Annotated in this window: 14 protein-coding genes and 3 tRNA genes; 11 read left to right on the top strand and 6 right to left on the bottom strand. The window is 71.8% G+C overall.

What is annotated here, in order from left to right; translation table 11 throughout:
- Positions 1–51: 51 nt before the first annotated feature.
- Positions 52–807, bottom strand: a complete 756-nt coding sequence (locus ACHFIV_RS25740) for a vancomycin high temperature exclusion protein (RefSeq protein ID WP_398973520.1) — start codon at positions 805–807, stop codon at positions 52–54.
- 178 nt (positions 808–985) lie between these two features.
- Here ACHFIV_RS25740 and ACHFIV_RS25735 point away from each other — a divergent pair, with 178 nt between their 5' ends.
- From ACHFIV_RS25735 to ACHFIV_RS25715, 5 genes are all read left to right on the top strand, one after another.
- Entirely contained in the window at positions 986–1,891 is a 906-nt protein-coding gene (locus ACHFIV_RS25735) for a sirohydrochlorin chelatase (protein ID WP_398973517.1), read from the top strand.
- A 35-nt stretch (positions 1,892–1,926) separates the two neighbouring features.
- On the top strand, positions 1,927–3,237 hold the full coding sequence (locus tag ACHFIV_RS25730) for a deoxyguanosinetriphosphate triphosphohydrolase (protein ID WP_398973514.1): 1,311 nt from the start codon (positions 1,927–1,929) through the stop codon (positions 3,235–3,237).
- Between the two features lie 118 nt (positions 3,238–3,355).
- Positions 3,356–4,615: an NAD(P)/FAD-dependent oxidoreductase gene (locus tag ACHFIV_RS25725; protein WP_398973511.1), complete on the top strand. Its 1,260-nt coding sequence runs from the start codon at positions 3,356–3,358 to the stop codon at positions 4,613–4,615.
- Positions 4,616–4,710: 95 nt separating this feature from the next.
- The gene (dnaG, locus tag ACHFIV_RS25720; RefSeq protein ID WP_398973509.1) at positions 4,711–6,618 is read left to right on the top strand and encodes a DNA primase; all 1,908 of its coding nucleotides are present in this window, start codon (positions 4,711–4,713) and stop codon (positions 6,616–6,618) included.
- Between the two features lie 177 nt (positions 6,619–6,795).
- Positions 6,796–7,863 (top strand): RNA polymerase sigma factor, encoded by a 1,068-nt coding sequence (locus ACHFIV_RS25715; RefSeq protein WP_398973590.1) that lies wholly within the window; start codon positions 6,796–6,798, stop codon positions 7,861–7,863.
- Between the two features lie 61 nt (positions 7,864–7,924).
- On the opposite strand, the gene ACHFIV_RS25710 is transcribed toward ACHFIV_RS25715, so the two are convergent.
- From ACHFIV_RS25710 to ACHFIV_RS25695, 4 genes are all read right to left on the bottom strand, one after another.
- A complete protein-coding gene (locus ACHFIV_RS25710) occupies positions 7,925–9,850 on the bottom strand; it encodes an ABC transporter ATP-binding protein (protein WP_398973506.1) in 1,926 nt (641 codons plus the stop codon).
- Positions 9,850–11,583, bottom strand: coding sequence for an ABC transporter ATP-binding protein (locus ACHFIV_RS25705; protein WP_398973503.1), 1,734 nt, complete (start codon positions 11,581–11,583; stop codon positions 9,850–9,852). Before ACHFIV_RS25705 ends, ACHFIV_RS25710 begins: the two co-directional genes overlap by 1 nt.
- Before the next feature lie 112 nt (positions 11,584–11,695).
- Positions 11,696–13,141 carry an FGGY family carbohydrate kinase gene (locus ACHFIV_RS25700; RefSeq protein WP_398973500.1) on the bottom strand — a complete coding sequence of 482 codons (1,446 nt, stop codon included), beginning with the start codon at positions 13,139–13,141 and terminating at the stop codon, positions 11,696–11,698.
- A gap of 67 nt (positions 13,142–13,208) precedes the next feature.
- Positions 13,209–13,511: a YtxH domain-containing protein gene (locus tag ACHFIV_RS25695; RefSeq protein WP_398973588.1), complete on the bottom strand. Its 303-nt coding sequence runs from the start codon at positions 13,509–13,511 to the stop codon at positions 13,209–13,211.
- Between the two features lie 181 nt (positions 13,512–13,692).
- Between ACHFIV_RS25695 and ACHFIV_RS25690 the strand changes: the two genes are divergently transcribed.
- From ACHFIV_RS25690 to ACHFIV_RS25665, 6 genes are all read left to right on the top strand, one after another.
- A tRNA-Asn gene (locus ACHFIV_RS25690) sits at positions 13,693–13,765 on the top strand.
- Positions 13,766–13,770: 5 nt separating this feature from the next.
- Positions 13,771–13,843: transfer RNA gene (locus ACHFIV_RS25685), tRNA-Asn, on the top strand.
- A gap of 212 nt (positions 13,844–14,055) precedes the next feature.
- A tRNA-Ile gene (locus ACHFIV_RS25680) sits at positions 14,056–14,129 on the top strand.
- A gap of 573 nt (positions 14,130–14,702) precedes the next feature.
- Positions 14,703–17,453, top strand: coding sequence for an ATP-binding protein (locus tag ACHFIV_RS25675; protein ID WP_398973498.1), 2,751 nt, complete (start codon positions 14,703–14,705; stop codon positions 17,451–17,453).
- Positions 17,454–17,556: 103 nt separating this feature from the next.
- On the top strand, positions 17,557–18,390 hold the full coding sequence (locus tag ACHFIV_RS25670; protein ID WP_398973495.1) for an alpha/beta fold hydrolase: 834 nt from the start codon (positions 17,557–17,559) through the stop codon (positions 18,388–18,390).
- Between the two features lie 57 nt (positions 18,391–18,447).
- Positions 18,448–19,029 carry a sigma-70 family RNA polymerase sigma factor gene (locus tag ACHFIV_RS25665; RefSeq protein WP_398973493.1) on the top strand — a complete coding sequence of 194 codons (582 nt, stop codon included), beginning with the start codon at positions 18,448–18,450 and terminating at the stop codon, positions 19,027–19,029.
- A 474-nt stretch (positions 19,030–19,503) separates the two neighbouring features.
- Here ACHFIV_RS25665 and ACHFIV_RS25660 read toward each other — a convergent pair whose 3' ends face one another.
- The gene (locus ACHFIV_RS25660; protein WP_398973490.1) at positions 19,504–19,845 is read right to left on the bottom strand and encodes a beta/gamma crystallin domain-containing protein; all 342 of its coding nucleotides are present in this window, start codon (positions 19,843–19,845) and stop codon (positions 19,504–19,506) included.
- Positions 19,846–19,851 lie beyond the last annotated feature (6 nt).

The raw sequence follows: 19,851 nt of genomic DNA, 5'->3' as shown, positions 1-19,851 counted from the left end.
GCCGGTATTACGAGCACCGGTGCGTCCGGTTACGCCCCCGGTACGCACACCTCAGCCCGCCGGACCCGCCGCCGTGAGGTCGTCGGCGAGCGCCTCCGTCACGCCGGGCTCCCGGGGGCCCAGGAAGTGCGGGTCCGGCTCGAACACGACGTCCAGGAGCGCCTTGCCCGCCGCGAAGACCTCCCGCGTCCCGCCGTAGTACCAGGTCACATCGTGTACGGCGTCGACCCCCACCCCGTAGGCGTCGATCCCGGCCGACCGGCACAGGGCGATCGCCCGCCGTATGTGGAAGCCCTGGCTCACCAGGACGGCCCGGTCGACCCCGAATATCCTCTTGGCCCTGACGCAGGAGTCCCAGGTGTCGAAGCCCGCGTAGTCGCTCACGATCCGGCTGTCCGGCACCCCGCTCGCGGTGAGGTACGTGCGCATGGCGTCCGGTTCGTCGTAGTCCACCCGGCTGTTGTCCCCGGTGACCAGCACGACCCGCACCTTCCCGGTCCTGTACAGCTCGGCGGCCGCGTCCAGCCGGTGCGCCAGGTACGGCGAGGGGCGGCCCTCCCGCAGCCCCGCCCCGAACACCACGGTGACCTCCCGCGCCGGGACGCCGGCCGCCGTCCGCACCCGGGCGTCGGCCGTGGTGTGGAGCCAGGTCGCGGGCGCCAGCGCCACCGCGCAGGCGACCATCAGCGCCTGCGTCAGCCGCCGCCGCCCCCGCCGGGTACGCGGCAGCCGTGGCCGGGCGGCGACGAACCGTCCCGGGCCGCTCAGCCGCGCACGGCCGATCCTCTTCACTGTCCTCAGCCGCATGTGGCGCCCCCCGCGCTCGTACCCGTCCCTCAGGGAACGGACGAACGGCGGGGGCGAAAGGTTCGCGGCCGGGTGTGAACAGGTGCTGACACCACCGGCCCCCGTTCCGTGAGACAGAGGCAAAGACCCGTCACCGGTGCGAAACGGCCCGGCAACGTCCGCCCGTCACCATCGGTTCATGAAGGAGCCGGCAACGGAACACCCGCGTGAGCCCCTGCCCCTCGACAGCACAGCGCAGATCCTGACCCGCATCACCTCCCAGCTCGGAAGCCAGCTCAGCCTCGTCTCCCCGAACGGAACCCGCAGGCCCATGCACCGCACCCGCAGATCCGCCCCCACCCTGGTCGCCGTCGCGCACGGCAGCCGGGACCCGCAGGCCCTGCGCACGGTCCTGGAACTCCTGGACCGGGTGAGGGAGCTGCGGCCCGCCCTCGACGTCCGGCTCGGCCACATCGAGCTGAACGAACCGCTGCTGCCGGACACCCTGGACGCCGTCGGGCGGGGTGACGCGGTGCTCGTGCCGCTCCTGCTCGGCCGCGGCCACCACGTCCGGCACGACATCCCGCTCGCCGCCGCCGCCGCGAGCCACCTCCGGACCCGGGTGGCGGCCCCCCTCGGGCCGCACCCGCTGCTCGTCGAGGCCCTCTACGGGCGTCTCGTCGAAGCCGGCTGGCGGGACGAGGACGGTACGCGCCGCGACTGCGCGGTCGTACTCGCCGCCGCCGGATCACGCGACCCCGACTCCGACGTCGACGCCCGCCGCACCGCCGCCCTGCTCAGCGACCGCCTCGGCTCCGTGCCCGTCGTACCCGCCTACGCCTCGGCGGCCACGCCCGACGTGCCCACGGCCGTGCGCGCACTCGCCGCCCGTGGCCGCCACCGCGTCGCCCTCGCCTCGTACTTCACGGCCCCCGGCCGCTTCGCGACCGTCTCGGCCGCCGCCGCACCGGGAATCGCCGCCGCACCGCTGGGCGCGCACCCGGCGATGGCGCGCCTCCTGCTGCACCGCTACGACGAGGCCCTGACCACCACCACGCCCGCCCACGGCGCCCTGACGCACCCGCACCTCCTCGCCACGGCCTGACCCTTCCCGTCAGCCCGCCGGTCTAATGTCGGGACATGGACGGTACGCACGAACCCAGGGACACGCCGTACGGCGCCGCTGACACCGAGCGCTGGGACACCGAGCCCGACAAGCGGCCCGGCCGCACCGCGTTCCAGCGCGACCGAGCCCGCGTGCTCCACTCCGCCGCCCTGCGCAGGCTCGCGGGCAAGACCCAGGTCGTCACGCCCGGCACCCGCGGCCGGGCCTGGGACGCCAGCCCCCGCACCCGCCTCACCCACTCCCTGGAGTGCGCCCAGGTCGGCCGGGAGCTCGGCGCCGCGCTCGGCTGCGACCCCGACCTCGTGGAAGCCGCCTGTCTCTCCCACGACATGGGCCACCCGCCCTTCGGGCACAACGGCGAACAGGCGCTCAACGACTTCGCGTCGGACTGCGGCGGCTTCGAGGGCAACGCCCAGTCGCTGCGCCTGCTGACCCGGCTCGAACCCAAGCGCTTCGTCCGCGACCCCCGCGGCGGTGAGCTCGTCAGCGTCGGGCTCAACCTGACCCGGGCCGCCCTGGACGCCGCCACCAAGTACCCGTGGCCCCGGGGCGGCCACCCCACCGACCCCGGCTCACCGAAGTTCGGGGTGTACGAGGACGACCTGCCGGTCTTCACCTGGTTCCGCAAGGGCGCGCCGCAGGACGGCAGATGCTTCGAGGCCCAGGTCATGGACTGGTCCGACGACGTCGCCTACTCCGTGCACGACTTCGAGGACGGGCTGCACGCCGGGCACATCGACCCCGGCTGCCTCTTCTCCGAGCCGGAGCGCGAGGAGATCTGGGGCGTCGCCGTCGGACGGTACGTCCCGGCGGACACCGACCCGCAGGAGCTCGCCGACGCCCTCGACCGGCTCACCGCCCAGGAGTGGTGGCCCCACGGCTACGACGGCACCGCGGTCGCCCAGGCCCGGCTGAAGGACGCGACCAGCCAGCTCATCGGCAGGTTCTGCCTCGCCGCCGAGGCCGCCACCCACGCCGCGTACGGGCCCGGACGGCTCGGCAGGTACGGCGCGGAGCTCCTCGTGCCGCGCGAGGTGCGCAACGAGTGCGCCGTGCTCAAGGCCGTCGCCGACCGTTACGTCATGCAGCGCGCCGAGCAGGAGGTCATCCGCGCCGGGCAGCGCGTCGTCATCGCCGAACTCGCCGCCGCCCTCACCGCCCGGGCGCCCGAGGGACTCGAACCGCAGTTCCGCGCCCTGTACCTCGCGGCCCCCGACGACCGGGCCCGCAAGCGGGTCCTCGTCGACCAGATCGCCGCACTCACGGACGCCTCCGCGCGGTCCCTTCACAGCATCCTCACGGGCGTTGGGCAGACTGGAGCATGACGGGGCCACATGCCGGTGGCGGTGACCTGATCGGGGCACACCCTCTTTCGCCGTCACGCTGCGTGCGGGACGCTCGCAGGTGGCGGCGCCGCGCAGCACAGTACCGAGGAGGCAGCAAGTGGTCGACGCACATCGGACGTTCGTCATCGTCGGCGGAGGACTCGCCGGAGCCAAGGCGGCCGGGACGCTCCGCGAGGAGGGTTTCAGCGGCCGGGTGATCCTCATCGGCGACGAGCGCGACCATCCGTACGAGCGGCCTCCCCTCTCGAAGGGATACCTGCTGGGCAAGGACGAACGTGACTCCGTCCTCGTCCACGAGACCGCCTGGTACGCGGGCGCCGACATCGAGCTCCACCTCGGCCAGGTGGTCACCTCCATCGACCGGGCGGGCCGGTCCGTGCAGCTCGGTGACAACACGGTCGTCCACTACGACAAGCTGCTGCTCGCCACCGGCGCCGAGCCGCGCCGCCTCGACATCCCGGGCACCGGCCTGGCCGGTGTCCACCACCTGCGCCGTCTCGCCCACTCCGAGCGGCTGCGCAACGTCCTGGCCGCCCTCGGCCGCGACAACGGCCACCTGGTGATCGCCGGAGCCGGCTGGATCGGCCTCGAGGTCGCCGCGGCGGCCCGCGGGTACGGCGCCGAGGTCACCGTGGTCGCCCCCTCCGCGACCCCGCTGCACCACGTGGTCGGCCCCGAGGTCGGCCAGATCTTCACCGATCTGCACGCGGAACACGGTGTCCGGTTCCACTTCGGCGCCCGCCTCACCGAGATCACCGGGCAGGACGGCATGGTCCTCGCCGCCCGCACCGACGACGGCGAGGAGCACCCCGCCCACGACGTGCTCGCCGCGATCGGCGCGGCCCCGCGCACCTCGCTCGCCGAAGCCGCCGGGCTCGCCATGGCGGACCCGTCGCAGGGCGGCGGCGTCGCCGTCGACGCCTCCCTGCGCACCTCCGACCCGGACATCTTCGCCGCCGGGGACATCGCGTCCGTCGACCATCCGCTCTTCGGCCGCCGGCTGCGTGTGGAGCACTGGGCGAACGCCCTGAACAGCGGTCCCGCCGCCGCGAGGGCGATGCTGGGCCAGGACGTCTCGTACGACCGTGTGCCGTACTTCTTCTCCGACCAGTACGACCTCGGCCTGGAGTACTCCGGCTGGGCGCCGCCCGGCTCGTACGACCAGGTCGTCATCCGGGGCGACGCCGGCAAGCGCGAGTTCATCGCCTTCTGGCTGAAGGACCACCGGGTCCTGGCCGGGATGAACGTCAATGTGTGGGACGTCACCGAGAGCATCCAGAAGCTGGTCAGGACAGCCCGGCCGGTCGACCCGCACGCCCTGGGCGACCCCTCGGTGCCCCTGGAATCCCTGGCCTGACCGGTGGCCCGGGGCGGTGGCCGGGCCGGTGCCGGGAGCGGGGCGCCCGCTGCCGGCCGGTCCCGGACCGCCGGGCCCACCCGTAGACTTCACCCGTGGCAGGCAGGATCAATGACGACGACGTGAAGGCGGTCCGGGACGCGGTCCCGATCGACGCCGTCGTGTCCGAGTACCTCCAGCTGCGCAACGCCGGCGGCGGCAACCTCAAGGGCCTCTGTCCCTTCCACGACGAGAAGTCCCCCTCCTTCCAGGTGAGCCCGGGCAAGGGTCTCTTCCACTGCTTCGGCTGCCAGGAGGGCGGCGACACGATCGCCTTCGTGATGAAGATCGATCACCTCACCTTCTCCGAGACGGTCGAGCGCCTCGCCGCCAAGGCGGGCATCACCCTGCGCTACGAGGAGGGCGGCTACAACCCCTCCCACCAGCGCGGCGAACGCATCCGGCTGGTCGAGGCCCACCAGATCGCCGCGGACTTCTACCGCGAGCAGCTGAACGGCCCCGAGGCCGAGATCGGCCGGAAGTTCCTCGCCGCACGCGGCTTCGACCAGGAGGCGGCGGCCCACTTCGGTGTCGGCTACAGCCCCGCGGGCTGGGACCACCTCACCCGTTACCTGCGCGGCAAGGGCTTCAGCGACAAGGAGCTCATCAGCTCCGGTCTCTCCCAGGACGGCCGCCGCGGCCCCATCGACCGCTTCCGCGGCCGGCTGATGTGGCCGATCAGCGACACCTCGGGGGACGTCGTCGGCTTCGGCGCCCGCAAGCTGCGCGACGACGACAACGGCCCGAAGTACCTCAACACCCCCGAGACCTCGATCTACAAGAAGTCCCAGGTGCTGTACGGCATCGACCTGGCCAAGAAGGACATCGCGAAGTCGAGCAGGGCCGTCGTGGTCGAGGGCTACACCGACGTGATGGCCTGCCACCTCGCCGGGGTCACCACCGCGATCGCCACCTGCGGCACGGCGTTCGGCGGTGACCACATCAAGATCCTCCGGCGGCTCCTGATGGACAACGGCAGCGCCCGGGTGATCTTCACCTTCGACGGCGACGCGGCCGGCCAGAAGGCCGCTCTGCGCGCCTTCGAGGACGACCAGAAGTTCGCCGCCGAGACCTACATCGCGATCGCCCCCGACAACATGGACCCCTGCGACCTGCGGCTCGCCAAGGGGGACGACGCGGTCCGCGACCTGGTCGAGCCCCGCACCCCGCTCTTCGAGTTCGCGCTCCGCCAGATCGTCGGCCGCTACGACCTGGAGACCCCGGCGGGCCGCGCCGCCGCCCTGGACGAGGCCGCCCCCGTCGTCGCCAAGATCAAGACGGGCAGCGTGCAGCGCGAGGTCGCGGTCCAGCTGGCAGGCTTCGTCGGCATCCTGGACCAGGAGTACGTCGTGCGCCGGGTCAACCAGCTCGCCCAGTGGGCGCGCGGGCGGGGTGAGCGGCGAGGGCCCGCGCCGGCGCCCTCGCGTGCCGGCGCCCGGCACCAGCAGGTCCAGGCCCCCGCGGCCCCGTCCGGCCCCGCACTCAACCTCCGCAGCCCCGCCCACCGCACGGAGCGCGAGCTGCTCAAGCTCGCCCTGCAGAAGCCGGCCCTGGTCTCCCCCGCCTTCGACGCCTACGGCGTCGACGAGTTCACCGCCCCGCCGTACGCGGCGGTCCGCCAGTGCATCGCGGAGGCGGGCGGCGCCGAGATGGGCGTCGCCGACACCCGCGAGTACCTGGTCCAGGTGCTCGACGCGACCCCCGACGACACGGTGCGCAAGCTCGTCACCGAGCTCGCGGTCGAGGTCTTCCACGGCAAGTCCATCGACGAGTCGTACGCCGGCGAACACCTGGTCAAGGTCCGCCTCCGCGCGGTCGACCGCAGGATCGCCGACGTGCAGGGCAGTCTCGCCCGGCTCGGCAGCAACGTCGCCCCCGACCATCTGGCCGCCGCGCAGAACGAGGTCTGGGTCCTCCAGCAGTACGCCCAGTCGCTGCGGAACCACGGCGCCGCCGCGCTCTGAGCCGTATCAGCGCCCTGTCACGCTCCGGGCGCAAAAAGTCACCGCACGCCCCTCGTGGCGGCGATGTGTCGTACGCCACACTGGGTGGCGGTGCCTGAGTCATCGGAGCGCGGCCGGTCCGCCCGGGGCGGACCTCCCATCCCGCGACCGAGCAGCGATCACCTGGAGGCCGCCCCCGTGCAGATCCGGACCGTGCCGACCCTGACCGAGCATGTCCCGGCGATTCCCGCGCAGAACCGGGTCACGCGTCACCCGGAGGCGGCGGGCACGCCCGAAGCGGTGCTGGAGGAACCGGTGGAGCCTTCCGAGCCGCGCAGCCGACCGGAGGCAGGCGGCCCGACGTCCGACCTCTTCCGCCAGTACTTACGGGAGATAGGACGGATACCGCTGCTCAGCGCCGCCGAGGAGGTGGACCTCGCCCGCCGCGTCGAGGCGGGACTCTTCGCCGAGGAGCGGCTCGCCCGCACCCCCGACCCCGACTCACGGCTCGCCGTCGACCTGGACCGGCTCGTGGTCATGGGACGGATGGCGAAACGCCGGCTGATCGAGGCCAACCTCCGCCTGGTGGTCTCCGTGGCCAAGCGCTACGTCGGCCGGGGCCTGACCATGCTCGACCTGGTCCAGGAGGGGAACCTCGGACTGATCAGGGCGGTCGAGAAGTTCGACTACGCGCGGGGCTACAAGTTCTCCACGTACGCGACCTGGTGGATCCGCCAGGCCATGTCCCGCGCGCTGGCCGACCAGGCCAGGACCATACGAGTCCCGGTGCACGTCGTCGAGCTGATCAACCGCGTCGTACGCGTCCAGCGCCGCATGCTCCAGGAGCGCGGGTACGAGCCCGCCCCCGAGGAGGTCGCGGCCCAGCTCGGCCTGACACCCGAACGCGTCGGCGAGATCCTGCGCCTCGCCCAGGAGCCCGTGTCCCTGCACGCCCCGGTGGGCGAGGAGGACGACGTCGCGTTCGGTGACCTCATCGAGGACGGCGACGCCGCCTCGCCCGTGGAGTCCGCGGCCTTCCTGCTGCTCCGCGAACACCTGGAGGCGGTGCTCTCCACCCTCGGGGAGCGGGAGAGGAAGGTCGTCCAGCTGCGGTACGGGCTCGACGACGGGCGGCCCCGCACGCTCGAGGAGATCGGGAGGATCTTCGGCGTGACACGCGAGCGCATCCGCCAGATCGAGTCCAAGACCCTCGACAAGCTGAGGGACCACGCCTTCGCCGACCAGCTGCGCGGCTACCTGGACTGAGCGGCCCGCGAGCCGTCCCCGCCCGCCCCGCATCTCCGTGTCCCGCCGGCGGACGGCGCCGTCAGTCGACCTCGGCCGGAGCCTGCGCGAACTGAGCCGCGTACAGCCGGGCGTAGGCCCCCCCGGCCGCCAGCAGGGCGCCATGGGTGCCCTGCTCGACGATCGAGCCGTTCTCCATCACCAGGATCAGGTCCGCGTCCCGGATGGTGGAGAGCCGGTGCGCGATCACGAAGCTCGTACGGCCGTGGGCCAGCCGCGCCATCGCCTTCTGGATCAGCACCTCGGTACGGGTGTCCACCGAGCTGGTGGCCTCGTCCAGCACCAGGATCACCGGGTCCGACAGGAACGCCCGCGCGATGGTGATCAGCTGCTTCTCGCCCGCGCTGACCCCGGCTCCCTCGTCGTCGATCACCGTGTCGTAGCCGTCGGGCAGCGTACGGACGAAACGGTCGGCGTGGGCCGCCCGCGCCGCCTCCTCGATCTCCCCCCGGGTCACCTCGCGCGAGGCGCCGTAGGCGATGTTCTCCGCGATCGTGCCGCCGAACAGCCAGGTGTCCTGGAGCACCATGCCTATGCCCGACCGGAGGTCGTCACGCGACATCTCCGCCGCGTCGACCCCGTCGAGGGTGATCCGGCCGCCCGTCACCTCGTAGAACCGCATCAGCAGATTGACCAGCGTCGTCTTGCCCGCACCGGTCGGGCCGACGATCGCGACCGTGTGGCCGGGCTCCACGCTCAGCGACAGATCCTCGATGAGCGGCTTGTCCGGGTCGTACCGGAAGGACACGTCCTCCAGCGCGACGCGGCCCCGGAGCTCCGCCGGCCGCTCCGACGGATCGGGGTCGGGTGCCTGCTCCTCGGCGTCCAGCAGGGCGAAGACGCGCTCGGCGGACGCGATGCCCGACTGCACCAGGTTCGCCATCGAGGCGACCTGCGTCAGCGGCATCGAGAACTGCCGCGAGTACTGGATGAACGCCTGCACGTCACCGATCGACAGCGCGCCCGACGCCACCCGCAGTCCGCCGACGACCGCGACCAGCACGTAGTTCAGGTTCGACACGAACATCATCAGCGGCTGCATGATCCCGCTGTTGAACTGGGCCTTGAAGCCCGCCTCGTACAGCGCGTCGTTCTGCTCGGCGAAGTCCCTCGCGGACTCGTCCTGACGCCCGAAGACCTTCACCAGGGCGTGGCCGGTGTACATCTCCTCGATGTGGGCGTTGAGCCTGCCCGTCACCTTCCACTGCGCCACGAAGTGCGGCTGCGACCGCTTGCCGATCCGCGTCGCGACGAACACCGACAGGGGGATCGTCACCAGCGCGACCAGGGCGAGCAGCGGCGAGATCCAGAACATCATGATCACCACGCCGACGATGGTCAGCAGCGAGTTGATGAGCTGGCCCATCGTCTGCTGCATCGTCTGGGAGATGTTGTCGATGTCGTTGGTCGCCCGGCTCAGCACCTCACCGCGCTGCTGCCGGTCGAAATAGGACAGCGGGAGCCGTGCCAGCTTGGTCTGCAGGTCCTCGCGCAGCTGGAACACGACCCGGTTGATCACCCGGATCGAGACCCGGGACGACACCAGCATCAGCAGACCCGCGGCGACGTACACCACCAGCGCCACCAGCAGGACCTGGCCGACGGCACCGAAGTCGATGCCGTCGCCCGGGACGAAGTCCACCCCGGTCAGCATGTCGGCGAGCCCGTCGTCCCCCTGCTCGCGCAGCCCGCCGACGGCCTGTTCCTTCGTCGTGCCGTCCCGCATCTGCCGCCCGACCACACCCGCGAAGATCAGGTCGGTGGCCGCCCCGAGGATCTTCGGCCCCGCCACGGAGAGCCCCACGCTCAGCGTCACCGCGCCCAGCATCAGACCCAGCGAGGACTTCTCCTTCCCGAACCTCCCCAGGAGCCGCTTCCCGGACCCCTTGAAGTCCATGGACCGCTCGGTGGGGCCCTGGGCCATCATCCGTCCGCCCGGTCCTGCCATCAGGCGGCCTCCGCTTCCGTCAGCTGGGAGAGCACGATCTCCCGGTAGGTCTCATTGCCGTCCATCAGCTCGTGATGGCTGCCCGCCCCGACGACGCGGCCCTCGTCCAGCACCAGGATCCGGTCGGCGTCACGGATCGTGGACACCCGCTGTGCCACGATCACCACGGTCGCCCCCGCCGTCTCGCGGGCCAGCGCACGGCGCAGCGCCGCGTCCGTCGCATAGTCCAGGGCCGAGAACGAGTCGTCGAAGAGATAGATCTCCGGCTGCCGCACGAGGGTGCGCGCGATAGCGAGACGCTGGCGCTGGCCCCCCGAGACATTGGTGCCGCCCTGGGCGATCGGAGCGTCGAGGCGATGCTCCAGCCCCTCCACGAAGTCCTTCGCCTGCGCCACCTCCAGGGCGTGCCACAGCTCCTCGTCGGTCGCGTCCGGATTGCCGTACCGCAGGTTCGTCGCGACCGTCCCCGAGAACAGGTACGGCTTCTGCGGGACCAGGCTCACGGTCTTCGCCAGCAAAACCGGATCCAGCGTCCGCACGTCCGTGCCGTCGACCAGCACCTCACCGTCCGTCGCGTCGAACAGCCTCGGCACCAGCCCGAGCAGGGTCGACTTGCCGCTGCCCGTCGACCCGATGATCGCGGTGGTCTCCCCGGGCCGTGCCACGAGATCGACCGAGCGCAGCACCGGCTCCTCGGCGCCCGGGTAGCGGAACTCCGCGCCCCGTATCTCCAGATGCCCGTGTTCCAGCAGCTCCGTGACCGGAGCGGTGGGGGGAACCACGCTCGACTCGGTCTCCAGGACCTCCTGGACGCGCTCGGCGCAGACCTCGGCGCGCGGCACCATGATGAACATGAAGGTGGCCATCATCACCGACATGACGATCTGCATCAGATAGGCGAGGAACGCGGTGAGCGCCCCGATCTGCATCCCGCCGCTGTCGATGCGGTGCGCCCCGAACCAGACCACGGCGATGGACGACAGGTTCACCACGGTCATCACCGTCGGGAACATGAGGGCCATGAGCCGTCCCGTCGACAGCGCGACGTCCGTCAGCTCCGTGTTCGCGCCGCGGAAACGCTCCTCCTCGTAGGCGTCCCGGTTGAAGGCGCGGATGACGCGGTTGCCGGTGATCTGCTCGCGCAGCACACGGTTCACCTTGTCCAGCCGCACCTGCATCGTGCGGAACAGCGGCCGCATCCGCCGCACGATGAGGCTCACCGAGACGCCGAGCACGGGCAGCACGGCCAGCAGCACCGCCGACAGCGGGACGTCCTGGCCGAGCGCCATGACGACGCCGCCGACGCACATGATGGGCGCCGAGACCATCAGCGTGAAGGCCATCAGGACGAGCATCTGGATCTGCTGCACGTCATTGGTCGTACGGGTGATCAGCGACGGGGCCCCGAACCGCCCCACCTCGCGCGCGGAGAACGACTGCACCCGGCCGAAGACCGACGCCCGCACGTCCCGCCCCAGCGCGGAGGCCGTCCGGGCGCCGTGGTGGACGGCCCCGATGTTGCAGACGACCTGGACGGTGCTGACGAGGATCATCACGGCGCCGTATTCCAGGATGTAGCCCGTGTCACCCCGCACGACACCGTTGTCGATGATGTCCGCGTTGAGGCTGGGCAGATAGAGGCTTGCGCACGTCTGCAGCAGCTGGAGCAGCACCAGCAGCACGATGGGACGTCTGTACGGACCCAGGTAGGTCCGCAGGAGTTTTATGAGCACACGAGTCTCTCGGAGTCGGCGAAGGGCAGAGGCCGGTCCATCCTCCGGCACCCCGGACCACGACTGCCAACACTTTTCCTCAAGCCCCGGTCAAATCCGGGGCACGCGTGCTTCAGACGGCCCCGTCGAACGCCCCGGGGTGGATCTGGTCCCGGGTCGCCCCGTACTGCTGGCGGACCGCCCGGCCCACCGGGAGCTCCTCACCCGGCTCCAGCACCTGCGCCGCCGCGCCCTGCCAGGCCGGGGGAGTGCGCGGATCGAGCGTCCCCTGCGAGACCCCGAGAGCCCACGCCGCCTGCCGAGCCGCACCCAGCGCCGCGTACTCGGCGGGCTGCGGCACGACGACCTGGGTGCCGAACACCGCGGGCGCCAGCGCCTGGACGGCCGGCAGCTCGGCCGCCGCGCCCAGCAGGAACACCCGCCGCACCTCCACGCCACGGCCCCGCAGCACGTCCAGCGCGTCGGCCAGCGAGCACAGCATCCCCTCGAAGGCCGCCCGCGCCAGGTGCTCGGGCTTCATCGACTCGCGCCGCAGCCCGCTGAGGGTTCCCGCCGTGTGCGGGAGACGCGGGGTGCGCTCACCCTCCAGGTACGGCAGCAGGACGAGTCCCGACGCGCCCGGCGTCGACTTCAGCGCCAGCGCGGACAGTTCGTCCGGACCGCCGAGCCCCAGCATCTCCGCCGTACCGCGCAGTGCGCGTACCGCGTTCGAGGTGTGGACCACCGGCAGGTGCATGCCGGTCGCGTCGGCGAAGGAGGTGATCATCCCCGTCGGGTCGGCCAGCGCCTCGTGGTGCACGGCCATGACCGAGCCCGAGGCTCCCAGCGAGACGACGGCGTCCCCGACGGCGACGCCCAGACCGAAGGCCGCGGCCATCGTCTCGCCGGTGCCCGCCGAGATCAGCAGCCCTTCGGGAGTCGTCCCGGCGGCGTCGGCCGGACCGAGGACCTCCGGCAGCGCGGCCTGGTGGCCGAGCGCGAGTTCCACGAGATCGGGCCGGTAGGAACCGGAGCCCGCAGACCAGTAGCCGGTGCCCGACGCCGCACCCCGGTCCGTCGTCCGGCGGGCGGGCCGGCCGAGGAGCTGCCACACCAGCCAGTCGTGCGGCTGGAGGACCGCAGCGACCCGCCGCGCGTTCTCGGGCTCGCTCCGCACCAGCCACCGCAGTTTCGCCACGGGCTGCGCGGCCTGCGGCACGGCCCCCACTGCCTCGGCCCAGGGCTGCCGCCCTCCGAGCCCGTCGATCAGGTCCGCGGCGGCGGCCTGGGCCCGCCGGTCGTTGCCGAGCAGCGCCGGCCGTACGAGATTGCCCTGGTGGTCCAGCGGCACCAGGCCGTGCTGCTGCGCGGACACACCGATGGCCTGCACGCCTTCGAGCAGCCCTCCGGAGGCCGCCTCACCGAGTGAGAGCAGCCACGCCTGCGGATCGACCTCCGAGGCCTTGGCCTCGACGGGATGCGCGGCGTACCCCTGCCGCAGCACCGCACCGGTGTCCGTGTCGCAGACGACGATGTGCGTGAAGGCGGATGAACTGTCCAAGCCGGCCACTATGCCCATGGACAAGATTCTGCCGCACCCGGGACCGTTCCCGTACCGGGCGGTGTGCCCGGTACGGGAACGGACCTCAGGTGTTCGTCGTGCCCCAGTCGTCGCTGCCGTTGTGGCCGCTGCGCTCCCGCAGCGAGCGCACCCGGTCGGAGACGGAGACGGGGACCTTGTCCCCGACCCTCTCGCTCACCGAGTGGTAGGCCTTGCCGGCGAAGTCCCGGCTGCCGTGCGCGGCGGACTCCGCCGCGTTCCGCACAGCGGGATTCTCGGCCAGCTGCTGCGCGGCCCTCTTCAGCTGCTCGTAACGCTCGCGCCCGGCACGCGCGCCGAGCACGTACCCCAGGGCCACTCCGGCGATGAACGTGAGCCGGTACCGCATGGCTGCCACCCTTCCTTCGCTCCGTGCGACGTGTGCTGCCCGCCTACCCGCACACAGCTGAGATCACCCCAGGGGATACCGATTGGCGGAGCACCCCCCTGCTTGCGCTAATGTATGTGTCGCAGCGAACGCGCGCCGCTCGGCAGCAGCCAGGCAGGTTCGATTCGAGGCACCGCAGCAATCCCCTGTAGCTCAATTGGCAGAGCAGCCGGCTGTTAACCGGCAGGTTACTGGTTCGAGTCCAGTCGGGGGAGCGCGATCCCCTGTAGCTCAATTGGCAGAGCATTCGGCTGTTAACCGGAGGGTTACTGGTTCGAGTCCAGTCGGGGGAGCGATGCGGGAGAGGGCCCTTCGGGGTCCTTTTTCGTGTGCCCGCACCCGGGCGGTCCGTGACACTTTCGGGGTGATTCCGCACCGCCTGGAACCGGGCAGCACGCAGCGCTGTCCTCATGGTCACGCGAAGCCGACCATCCGCAGCAGGAGATCGTATGACCGGCTATGCTGCGGCAGACGGCGCGCACACTTGTACGCGCCACGCCGAAACGGGGCGGTAGCTCAGCCGGTTAGAGCAGCGGACTCATAATCCGTCGGCCGTGGGTTCGAGTCCCACCCGCCCCACCCAGCGTCCCTGGGCAGAATCGTTCTGGCCTGGGGAAACGTGGATCTCGTGGCGGTTTTCCGTGCGCTACCAGCCGCGCGCCGTGCGGCCCTGACCCGCTGTCGTGGCGGGCGGGCGCACTCCAGACGCGTCTGACCTGGCCTTTTTGTGGCTCACGCACGCTGAGTGCGTCGTGAGCAATCCCACGGCTGCTGACCGGTGTGCCCACCCCACTGATGTCGCCCTCCTCCGGCCGTTGACCGAGGGGGCCGCGGCAGTGTGCCGCCGCCGCTCAGGAGAGGGAGAGCGCGAGGAGGGCGTGCGGTCGGTGACCCAGCCGCAGCACCTGCGGCAGGCCGCAGGCCGTAGGGCGAGACCCGGAAGCCGTTCGGCCCCGCCGTGATCCCGGCGGCTCGGTTTCACGGGCGCGGACCGCGGTCGTTTACACCCGGCGGCGTGCATACCATTGTGCGGATGGCATCCCGGCCCCGGCCTCCGGATCGCCTGCCGGTGGAGATGCCGCCGAGTCGCCCGGTTCCCCGAAGACGCGGAGCCCTCGGGTGCCGGGGAGACGCAGGGAATCGGAGTGAGGCATGCAGAGGCGGGCGCTGCTGGGGCGCGAGTCGGAGCGTCGCGCGCTGGCTGCCCTGGTCGAGCAGGGGGCCGCCGGGTCGGGCGGCGCGATGGTGATCATCGGTGCGCCGGGGGTCGGCAAGTCGGCGCTGGTCGCTGAGGCCGCGGCCGCGGCGGCGCGCGGCGGGACCCAGGTGATCACTGCTGTGGGGGTCCAGTCGGAGGAGAACCTGCCCTGCGCCGGCCTGCATCAGCTGGTGCACCAACTACGCGACGGAATCGGCGACTTGCCGGAGCGTCAGCGCAATGCGCTGCTCGCAGCCGTCGGGCTCGTCGACGAGGCCGTCCCCGATCTGTACCTCGTCGGCCTGGCCGCGCTGACGTTGCTGACGGACGCGGCAGCAGAGGCGCCGCTGCTGGTGGTCGTCGAGGACGCCCACTGGATGGATCATGCCAGCCTCGACGTGCTCGGGTTCGTGGCGCGGCGGATCGAGTCCGACCCCCTCGTCCTGGTCGCCGTCACCCGGCGCCTCGACGACCGCCTCAGCAGCGCCGGCCTGCCTGTGCTGCACCTGGGTCCGCTGACGGACGAGGTGTCGGGCGAGGTGTTGGACGCGGTGGCCCCCGGCCTGGGACAGCAGGTCAGGCGGCGGCTGCTGGAGGAGTCCGCCGGGAACCCGCTGGCGCTGACCGAGCTGCCGGTCGCGCTGCGGTCGGTCGGCGGGGCGTACGCGCTCAACCCGGGTCCGTTGCCGTTGACCGCACGGCTGGAGAGGACCTTCACGGCACGGGTCTCCCGCCTCCCGGCCGACACCCATACGGTTCTGCTCCTCTCGGCCCTCAACGGTGACGGCACGATGGACGAATGCCTCGCCGCGGCGACCCGGATGCTCGGAACGGTGGTCGACGTCACCGCTCTCGAGGCGGCGGTCGACGCGGGGCTGGTGGAGACCCAGGGGCTGGCCTTCAGGCACCCGCTCGTCCGCTCGGCGATGTACCACGCCGCCACCGTGGCGGAACGACGGACCGCTCACGCCGCTCTGGCCGCCGCGCTCCAGGGGCAGCCCGACCGACAGGCATGGCACCGTGCGGCCGCCACCGCGGGCCCCGACGAACGAGTAGCACGGGAGCTGGACTCCACTGCCGGCAGAGCCCTGCGGCGAGGCGGTGTAGCCGCAGCCCTCGCCGCACTGAGGCGGGCCACGGAGCTGACGAAGGACCCGTCCGCGCGGGCGGACCGGCTGCTCCGGGCGGCGGAGCTCGCGCTGGAGTCGGGCCAAGGAGAGGTCGCGGCACTTCTGCTGGCCGAGGCGCGACAACTGGACCTTTCGGTCCGGGACCGAGGCCGCGCGGCCTGGGTCAGCATCGCTCTGGCCGAGGGGACACGGGGCGAGGGTGCCGCGACCGCCGCACTCGCCGAGCTGGCGGTCGAGATCGCCGCTGGAGGCGAACCGGCACTGGGGCTGCGCATGCTGTGGGGCGCGGTCCTGCAATGCTTCTGGGGAGAGCCGGGGCCGGCCGCCCGCGAGCGGGTCGCGGCCGCCGCCGACCGGATGCCCCTGCATGCCGACAACGCCGACCTGGTCGCTCTGCGGGCGTACTCAGCCCCGGTCGAGCGCGGGGCAGGGGTCATGGAAGGCCTGACGGGGCAGATGGAGCGCTCGTCGGAGAACCCGGAGGGGGACCAGCTCCTGGGGGGCGCCGCCGTGACGGTGGGTGCTCCCGCCCTGGCGAGCAGGCTGACGACGAGGTCGCTGGACGCCCTGCGCGCGCAAGGCAGGCTGTCGATGCTTGCCCGCGCCCTCTGCGTCCAGGCGGGGAGCGCAGCACGGCTGGGTGACGTGCGCGCTGGTCACCTCGCCGCGGAGGAGGCCGCGTCACTGGCCCGCGAGACCGGTCAGCCGCTCGTGCACGCGATGGTGAACGCCATCCGCGCGCAGCTGGCCGCCGTCAGCGGCGACCCGGCGTCGGAGGCGTGGGCTGCGGAAGCCGAGCGCGCGGCCCTTCCCAGCGGAGGGCGCCCCGTACTGGCCATCGTGCAGATGGCCCGCGGGCAGGCGGCCCTCTGCCAGGGCCGCTACGGCGACGCGTACGGGCACCTGCACCGTGTCTTCGACCCGGCTGACTCCGCCTTCCATCCCTGGTTGCGCTTCTACGCGGTCGCGGAACTGGTCGAGGCGGCAGTGCGCAGCGAATCCCCGGAGGCGGCGCGCGACCTCGTGCAGGAGCTGACCCCGTTCGGGGAAACGACTTCTTCGCCCGCCCTGCTCTGCGGACTGCGGCTGGGCCGGGCCCTGCTGAGCCCGCAGGACGGCGCCGAGCCGCTCTACAGAGCGGCCCTCGACGCCGTACCCACAGAATGGCCGTTCGAGCGGGCGCGGGCGTGCCTCGCCCTCGGCGAGTGGCTGAGGCGGCACCGGAGGCCCGCGGAGTCCCGCGCCTCCCTGCAGGCCGCGCGCGAGATCTTCGACGCCCTCGGCGCGTCGGCATGGGCGGAGCGGACTCGGCAGGAGCTGCGCGCCGCGGGGGCGTCGTCCCCTCGCCAGGACCCGGCCGCGGTGGACCGGCTGACCTCCACCGAGTTGCATGTCGCCCAGCTCGCCGCGCAGGGTCTGACGAACCGGGAGATCGGCGAGCGGTTGTACGTCTCGCCCAGGACGGTGAGCACCCATCTCCAGCGGATGTTCCCCAAACTGGGGGTGGCCTCACGCGGCGAGCTCGCCGGGGTGCTGGGCGGCACGATGACGTACGCCGGAGGTGCGGCGCCATGACGTACGCCGAAGACGTAGTCCGACGGACGCGATCCCCCCTGCTCGTTTCCTAGGTTTGCGCCATGCCCGGTCCGCACACGGCGGACGGGCGGGAAGGCACACCATGGGGACCATCACCGTCGGAGCCGAGGGCTCGACCGGCATCGAGCTCTACTACGAGGACCACGGGGCAGGACAGCCGGTCGTCCTGATCCACGGCTACCCGCTGGACGGGCAGTCGTGGGAGAAGCAGACCGAGGCGCTGGTCAAGGCCGGCTACCGCGTCATCACCTACGACCGCCGTGGCTTCGGCCGGTCGAGCAGGACCATGACGGGCTACGACTACGACACCTTCGCCGCCGACCTGGACATCGTCCTCACGCAGCTGGACCTGCGGGACGTGGTTCTCGTCGGGTTCTCGATGGGCTCGGGGGAGGTCGCCCGCTACCTCGGCGTCCACGGCTCGCAGCGGGTGGCGAAGGCGGCGTTCCTCGGTTCGCTCCAGCCGTTCCTGCTGCAGACGCCTGACAACCCCGCCGGTGTGCCGCAGAGCGTCTTCGACGGCATCGCGGAGCAGGCAGAGGCCGACCGCTACGCCTGGTACGAGAGCTTCTTCGTCGACTTCTTCAACACCGACGAGACGCTCGGGACGCGGCTCAGCGAAGCCGCGCTGCGGGCGAACTGGGTCACCGCCATCGGCTCGGCGCCCATGGCGGCTCATGCGTGCGTCCCGGCGTGGCTGACGGACTTCCGGGCCGACGTGGAGCGCATCGATGTGCCGTCGCTGATCCTGCACGGGACCGCCGACCGCATCCTGCCGATCGACGCCACGGCCCGCGAGTTCCGCCGGCGCCTGCCCGACGCGCGATACGTCGAGATAGCCGGCGCTCCGCACGGACTGCTGCTCACCCACGCGGCCGAGGTCAACGCCGCTCTGATCGACTTCCTCGCCACCTGAAGCCGGCGTCCTTTCCTCTGCACGCCACGGAACACACGGACAGATGGGGAACCTCTCATGAACGGGATCATGGAAACGGAGGCCACTGCCCTCGTTCCGGCTCCGTCGCAGACCCGGCACCTCGCGTCGGACGCTGACTGCGACGCCTTCGTCAAGGACATCTACGACCAGTACGGCTCTCTGCTCGTCCGGTACGCCACGCGGCTGCTGGACGGTGACTGGCACAAGGCGGAGGACATCTTCCAGGAGACCGCGGCCCGCGCCTGGAAACACGCCCGCTTCCTGGGCAGCCGTAACGAACGCCTCAGACCCTGGCTGTTCACCGTGGTCAGGAATCTCGTCATCGACCACCACCGGGCACGCCAGGTCAGGCCGTTGGAGCTCATGCCCGTGGAGGAGCTGGACACATCCAGCGACAGCACGGCATCCACGATCAACTCCCACGTGGTGGTGCAGGCCCTGGGGGAGTTGAACGAGCAGCAGCAAACCGTCATCCGCCTCATGTACGTCCTGGAATGCAGCGTGAGTCAGGCTGCCGAGCACCTCGGCATACCGCCCGGCACCGTCAAGAGCCGTGCCTTCTATGCCGTGCGGGCGTTGCGCAAGGAGCTGGAGAAGCAGGGGATCCTGGGGGTCTAGCCGCCCCGAGGCGGGTGCTCGCCGGAGCTCTCCCGAGGGCCCAGGTGACGTACGGGCGGGGGCGCCTTCTGCGGATCTCGCAGACCCTGCCGCGCCGCGCTCAGGAACTGACGCCGCGCGCACCCACCGCCTCGTCCGGATCCGGGTGCGCCGGAACGTTCCGAGCTTCGCCGAGAGCGCCTGCGCCGCTGCCGACCTCCTGGGCCACCGCCGCCCGCTCGACGCCGGACTGTCACCGGCCGAACGGTCGCCGAACCGGGTACTCGCCCAGGCCCCCGCTCGTGCCGGACGAGGCTCGCCCGCGGGAAGCCCCGGCGCATTCTCCACCGGAGCCGCCGCGGACCGAGCCCCAGGACGGGCACGGCCGCCGCGGCCCCCGCCCTGGAGAGGCGACGCCGAGAGGGCTCGACGGACCCGGCCCGGCGAGGTCATCGCTGACGAGGACCCGCTGTCACCTCGTCCGCACCGGCGGGGCTACCAGATCCTGATCTTCGTGATCTTGTGGATGGGCTCGCCGGGGACATTGCCGAAATGCCACTTGTCCACGGTCATGCCGGTCGCCGGCGCGCCCAGCCTCGGCACGTACTCCAAGGTGACCTTGTTGTCTCCGGTCCAGATCCGGTCCACACCGTAGATCGCCACGCTCTGCACGCCCGCGTTGGCGAAGCAGAGGGAGCCGCCTGCGTTGTGAAGCGACAGGAGACCCAGTCCGTTGCAATCGGTGCGGTTGATGGCGGACGCCGACGAGGTAGGCAGCACGACGGCCATGGCCCCGGCCGCCGCGACTACCGCGAGGCGTGTGATGAAGCGCTTCACTGGTGA

This window comes from Streptomyces sp. ALB3 (assembly GCF_044385685.1).
In the GTDB taxonomy this organism is placed as follows: domain Bacteria; phylum Actinomycetota; class Actinomycetes; order Streptomycetales; family Streptomycetaceae; genus Streptomyces.
The sequence above is the reverse complement of the archived record's forward strand: the minus strand, read 5'-3'. Positions and strand labels throughout refer to the sequence as shown.